This is a genomic window from Microbacterium umsixpiens, assembly GCF_053543675.1.
On the sequence record NZ_JBLVOH010000066.1, the window covers coordinates 1125 to 7512 of the forward strand.

At 66.5% G+C, this 6388-nt stretch carries 3 protein-coding genes; all 3 read left to right on the forward strand.

Features of this window, described 5'->3' with window-relative positions; genetic code table 11:
- Positions 1–42: 42 nt before the first annotated feature.
- The 3 genes from ACNPM4_RS06620 to rpoB all read left to right on the forward strand — a co-directional run bounded on the left by ACNPM4_RS06620 (position 43) and on the right by rpoB (position 6378).
- Positions 43–939 (forward strand): ABC transporter permease, encoded by an 897-nt coding sequence (locus ACNPM4_RS06620; RefSeq protein WP_258134289.1) that lies wholly within the window; start codon positions 43–45, stop codon positions 937–939.
- A complete protein-coding gene (locus ACNPM4_RS06625; protein ID WP_448985145.1) occupies positions 936–2642 on the forward strand; it encodes an ABC transporter ATP-binding protein in 1707 nt (568 codons plus the stop codon). The genes ACNPM4_RS06620 and ACNPM4_RS06625 overlap by 4 nt, the downstream gene beginning before the upstream one ends.
- A 232-nt stretch (positions 2643–2874) precedes the next feature.
- A complete protein-coding gene (gene rpoB, locus ACNPM4_RS06630; RefSeq protein ID WP_262002333.1) occupies positions 2875–6378 on the forward strand; it encodes a DNA-directed RNA polymerase subunit beta in 3504 nt (1167 codons plus the stop codon).
- The last annotated feature ends 10 nt before the right edge of the window (positions 6379–6388 follow it).

Sequence of the window (6388 nt, forward strand, 5' to 3'; positions counted from 1 at the left end):
GGCCCGTCGGCCGAGAGCGGCGGCAGCATCGACACCGTCGCGATCGCCCAGGCCGACCTCAAGAAGGGCTCCGGCGGTTTCTGGCGGGATGTGTTCCGTCGGCTCCGCCGCAACCCGACCGCATGGATCGGCGCGGTCATCGTGGTGCTGTTCCTCCTGGTCGCCGCTCTCGCTCCGTGGCTCGCCCCGTACCCGGAGACGGCGCTTCCCGGCGCGAAGTACATCACGCCGACCTACATCCCGGGTCCGGGCGAGGTGCCGGGGTTCCCGCTGGGCCTCGACCGTTTCGGCGGCGACGTGCTGTCCAAGCTCATCTGGGGTGCGCAGGCCTCCCTGATGATCGGCGTCATCTCCACCGCGATGGGACTCGTGGGCGGCATGATCCTCGGCCTCCTCGCCGGCACGTTCGGCGGGTGGGTCGACACCCTCATCATGCGCGTCGTCGACATCATCCTCTCGGTGCCGAACCTGCTGCTGGCGGTGTCGATCGCCGCGATCCTCGGGCAGACGCCGTTCGCGGTGATGATCGCGATCGGTGCTTCCCAGGTGCCCATCTTCGCCCGGCTGCTCCGTGCGTCGATGCTGCAGCAGCGGTCGAGCGACTACGTGCTCTCGGCGCAGACACTCGGTCTCGGCCGCGGCAGCATCACGATGTCGCACGTGCTGCCGAACGCCATCGGCCCCGTGATCGTCCAGGGCACGTTGACGCTCGCGACGGCCGTGATCGATGCGGCCGCGCTGTCGTTCCTCGGTCTCGGCGGCGGCGGCCCCGCGACCGCCGAGTGGGGGCGCATGCTCACCTACGCGCAGGCCGAGCTCGCGATCGCCCCGTGGCTCGCGTTCCTCCCGGGTATCTGCATCGCCGTCACCGCGCTCGGCTTCACCCTGCTGGGCGAAGCGCTGCGTGAGGCGATGGACCCACGGACGAGGGCACGATGAACGCCCGCGACGAAGGCGCGATGCGCGCCGCGAAGGAGAATCAGATGTCCACCGAGCCGCTGCTGTCCGTCCAGGGGCTCGCCGTGGACTTCGCCACCATGGACGGCGTCGTGCACGCCGTCGAGGGTGTCGACCTCGAGATCCGACCCGGTGAGACCGTCGCGATCGTGGGCGAGTCCGGTTCGGGCAAGTCGACGACGGCCATGGCCATCATCGGGCTGCTCGCCGGGGGAGGGAAGATCGCGTCGGGCAGCATCCGGCTCGACGGGAAGGAGATCTCCCACGCGCCGGAGCACGAGCTGCGCACGATCCGCGGTCGCGACATCGGCCTCGTGCCGCAGGACCCGATGTCGAACCTGAACCCGGTCGCGAAGATCGGCACGCAGGTGGCGGAGACACTGCTCGCGCACGGGCTCGCCACGCGGCAGAACGTGCAGGCGAAGGTGGTCGAGGCGTTGACCGCCGCGGGCCTCCCCGATCCGGAGCGGCGCGCCAAGCAGTATCCGCACGAGTTCTCCGGCGGCATGCGTCAGCGCGCCCTGATCGCGATCGGACTGGCGTGCAAGCCGCGGCTGCTGATCGCCGACGAGCCGACCAGTGCGCTCGACGTCACGGTGCAGCAGACGATCCTCGACCAGATCGGCGCGATGACCCGTGAGCTGGGAACGGCGGTGCTGCTCATCACGCACGACCTGGGCCTTGCCGCCGAGCGGGCCGAGCGGGTGATCGTGATGCACCGGGGCAAGGTCGTCGAGCAGGGAGACGCGCGACAGATCCTCGAGGATCCGCAGCATCAGTACACGAAGTCGCTCGTGCAGGCGGCCCCATCGGTCGCCGTCGCCCGGCTGCAACCTCAGGCGTTCCAGGTGAAGGAACGGGTCGACGAAGAGGATGCCTCCCGCACGGCGGCACATGTCGACAACATCGTCGAGATCGAGAACCTCACCAAGGTGTACCCGGTGCGGGGGCGCGGAGAGGACTTCGTGGCCGTCGACGACGTGTCGCTGGCGATCCCGCGCGGGGAGACCGTGGCGATCGTGGGGGAGTCCGGGTCGGGCAAGACCACGACCGCGCGGATGCTGCTCAAGGTGATCGAACCCACGAGCGGGCTGATCCGCTACGAGGGCAAGGACATCGCGTCGCTGAGCCGAGCGGAGACCAAGGAGTTCCGGCAGCAGGTGCAGCCGATCTTCCAGGATCCGTACTCGAGCCTGAACCCGATGTTCACGATCGAACGTCTGATCGCCGAGCCGCTCGACTTCTACAAGCGGGGGAGCAGCGCCGACCGGCGAACGCGCGTCCGGCAGCTGCTCGACGACGTGGCGCTGCCGCAGTCGATGCTGCGCCGGTATCCGTCAGAGCTGTCCGGCGGCCAGCGGCAACGTGTCGCGATCGCCCGGGCGCTCGCGCTGTCTCCGGATCTGATCGTGTGCGACGAGCCGGTGTCGGCGCTGGACGTGCTGGTGCAGGACCAGATCCTGACGCTGCTCGGCGACCTGCAGAGCGAGTACGGGCTGAGCTACCTCTTCATCTCGCACGACCTCGCGGTGGTGCGCCTCATCAGCGACTACGTGTGCGTGATGAAGGACGGGAAGCTCGTCGAGGCGGCGACCTCGGAGGAGATCTTCACGAACCCGCGCGACCCGTACACGCGGCGTCTGCTGGCGTCGATCCCGGGCAACGAGCTGAACATCGCGTCCTGACACCACCGGGTCGGCCCTGCACCGACCCGGTGATCGGACGCTCATACCGCAGCATCCGAGATTGGTCAAGGACTCCGCTTGCCATGTCGCACAATCGTGCGTATAGTTGGTAGTTGCGCTCGCTTCTCCCTGCCCTCATATGGTGGTCGGCATCTGTTGAGTTCCCGGGCGCACACTCCACCTGACGACAAAGGAATCGAGAAGCCCTGCGGGGCTCACGGAGGTTATTCCCTTGGCTGCTGCTCGCAACGCATCCACATCCACCACCACCAAGAACGGACGCGGAGCTTCCCGTCTTTCGTTCGCCAAGATCTCCGACACGCTGACTGTCCCAGACCTTCTTGCCCTGCAGACCGAGTCCTTCGGTTGGCTGGTCGGAAACGACGCCTGGAAGGCGCGCGTTGCCGAGGCCAAGAAGCAGGGTCGCACCGACGTCAACGAGAACAGCGGTCTCGGCGAGATCTTCGAGGAGATCTCTCCGATCGAGGACCTCGGCGAGACGATGCAGCTGTCGTTCACGAACCCGTACCTCGAGCCGGAGAAGTACTCGATCGAGGAGTGCAAGGAGCGTGGCAAGACCTACGCCGCTCCGCTGTACGTCGAGGCCGAGTTCATGAACCACCTCACGGGTGAGATCAAGACCCAGACGGTCTTCATGGGCGACTTCCCGCTGCAGACCGACAAGGGCACGTTCATCATCAACGGCTCCGAGCGCGTCGTCGTCTCGCAGCTCGTGCGCTCGCCGGGTGTCTACTTCGACAAGACCCCCGACAAGACGAGTGACAAGGACATCGTGTCGGCTCGCGTCATCCCGAGCCGTGGTGCATGGCTCGAGTTCGAGATCGACAAGCGCGACCAGGTCGGCGTGCGCGTCGACCGCAAGCGCAAGCAGTCGGTCACGGTCTTCCTCAAGGCGCTGGGCATGACCAGCGAGGAGATCCTCGCCGAGTTCGCCGGCTACACCTCGATCGAGGAGACGCTCGCGAAGGACACGATCGTCACGAAGGAAGATGCGCTCCGCGACATCTACCGCAAGCTCCGTCCGGGCGAGCAGGTGGCCGCCGAGGCAGCCCGTGCGCTCCTCGACAACTTCTACTTCAACCCGAAGCGCTACGACCTGGCCAAGGTCGGTCGCTACAAGATCAACCACAAGCTGGGCCTGGACCAGCCGCTGAACTCGTCGGTGCTCACCGTCGAGGACATCGTGGCCACGATCAAGTACCTCGTCCGCCTGCACGCAGGCACCGAGGAGACCTTCACGGGCATCCGCGGTGGCAAGAAGGCCGAGATCCGTCTCGCGACCGACGACATCGACAACTTCGGCAACCGTCGCATCCGCGCGGTCGGCGAGCTGATCCAGAACCAGGTCCGCACCGGTCTGTCCCGCATGGAGCGCGTCGTCCGCGAGCGCATGACCACGCAGGACATCGAGGCCATCACGCCGCAGACCCTGATCAACGTGCGCCCCGTCGTCGCCGCGATCAAGGAGTTCTTCGGAACGTCGCAGCTGTCGCAGTTCATGGACCAGAACAACCCGCTCGCGGGTCTGACGAACAAGCGTCGTCTCTCCGCGCTCGGCCCCGGTGGTCTCTCGCGTGACCGCGCCGGCGTCGAGGTCCGTGACGTCCACCCGTCGCACTACGGCCGCATGTGCCCCATCGAGACGCCTGAAGGCCCGAACATCGGTCTGATCGGTGCTCTCGCGACGTTCGCGCGCATCAACTCGTTCGGTTTCATCGAGACCCCGTACCGCAAGGTCACCGGTGGCGTCGTCACCGACCAGATCGACTACCTCACCGCTTCCGAAGAGGTCGACTTCAACATCGCGCAGGCCAACGCCCCGCTCGATGCCAAGGGTCGCTTCCGCGAGAGCCACGTCCTGGCACGCCCCAAGGGCGGCAGCGGCGAGGTCGACCTGTTCGTCCCCGAGGAGATCGGCTACATCGACGTCTCCCCGCGCCAGATGGTCTCGGTCGCGACCTCGCTCGTCCCCTTCCTCGAGCACGACGACGCACAGCGCGCCCTCATGGGTGCCAACATGCAGCGTCAGGCTGTGCCGCTGCTCCGCAGCGACTCGCCGCTCGTCGGAACCGGTATGGAGGGCTACACGGCCATCGACGCCGGTGACGTGCTCACCGCCGACAAGGCCGGTGTCGTGTCCGAGGTCTCCGCAGACCGCGTCGTCGTCATGCTCGACGAGGGCGGAACGCAGGAGTACCACCTGCGCAAGTTCGACCGCTCCAACCAGGGCACGTCGTACAACCAGAAGGTCGTCGTCAACGCCGGTGAGCGCGTCGAGGTCGGAGAGGTCATCGCCGATGGCCCCGCCACCGAGAACGGCGAGCTGGCCCTCGGAAAGAACCTCCTCGTCGCGTTCATGACGTGGGAGGGCTACAACTTCGAGGACGCGATCATCCTGAGCCAGGACCTGGTGAAGGACGACACCCTCTCGTCGATCCACATCGAGGAGTACGAGGTCGATGCTCGCGACACCAAGCTCGGCAAGGAGGAGATCACCCGTGACCTCCCCAACGTCAGCCCGGAGCTGCTGAAGGACCTCGACGAGCGCGGCATCATCCGCATCGGCGCCGAGGTCCGTCCCGGCGACATCCTCGTCGGCAAGGTCACGCCGAAGGGTGAGACCGAGCTGTCGGCCGAGGAGCGTCTGCTCCGCGCGATCTTCAACGAGAAGAGCCGCGAAGTCCGTGACACCTCGCTGAAGGTGCCCCACGGTGAGCAGGGCACGATCATCGCCGTCAAGGAGTTCAACGCCGAAGACGGCGACGACGAGCTCGGCTCCGGCGTGAACCGCCGCGTCGTGGTCTACATCGCCCAGAAGCGCAAGATCACCGAGGGTGACAAGCTCGCCGGCCGTCACGGCAACAAGGGTGTCATCGCGAAGATCCTCCCGATCGAGGACATGCCGTTCATGGCGGACGGCACCCCGGTCGACATCGTGCTGAACCCGCTCGGTATCCCGGGTCGAATGAACTTCGGTCAGGTCCTCGAGACCCACCTCGGGTGGATCGCGAAGCAGGGCTGGAAGGTCGAGGGCACCCCGGAGTGGGCGGCTCGTCTGCCGGAGCAGGCCTTCGAGGCGGCTCCCGGTACGAAGGTCGCCACCCCGGTGTTCGACGGTGCGAGCGAGGAGGAGATCGCCGGTCTCCTCGACGTGACCACCCCGACCCGCGACGGTGTCCGTCTGATCGACTCCACCGGAAAGGCCCAGATGTTCGACGGCCGCTCGGGTGAGCCGTTCCCGGCTCCGATCTCCGTGGGCTACATGTACATCCTGAAGCTGCACCACCTGGTCGACGACAAGATCCACGCACGTTCCACGGGTCCGTACTCGATGATCACCCAGCAGCCGCTCGGTGGTAAGGCGCAGTTCGGTGGACAGCGCTTCGGTGAGATGGAGGTGTGGGCCCTCGAGGCCTACGGCGCCGCGTACGCGCTCCAGGAGCTCCTCACGATCAAGTCCGACGACATCCTCGGCCGCGTCAAGGTGTACGAGGCGATCGTCAAGGGCGAGAACATCCAGGAGCCCGGCATCCCCGAGTCCTTCAAGGTGCTCATGAAGGAGATGCAGTCGCTCTGCCTGAACGTCGAGGTCCTCTCGGCCGACGGCACGCTGGTCAACCTCCGCGACACCGACGATGAGGCGTTCCGCGCCGCAGAGGAACTCGGTATCAACATCTCCAGCCGCTTCGAGGCCGCCTCGATCGACGAGATCTAATCCGCTGGTG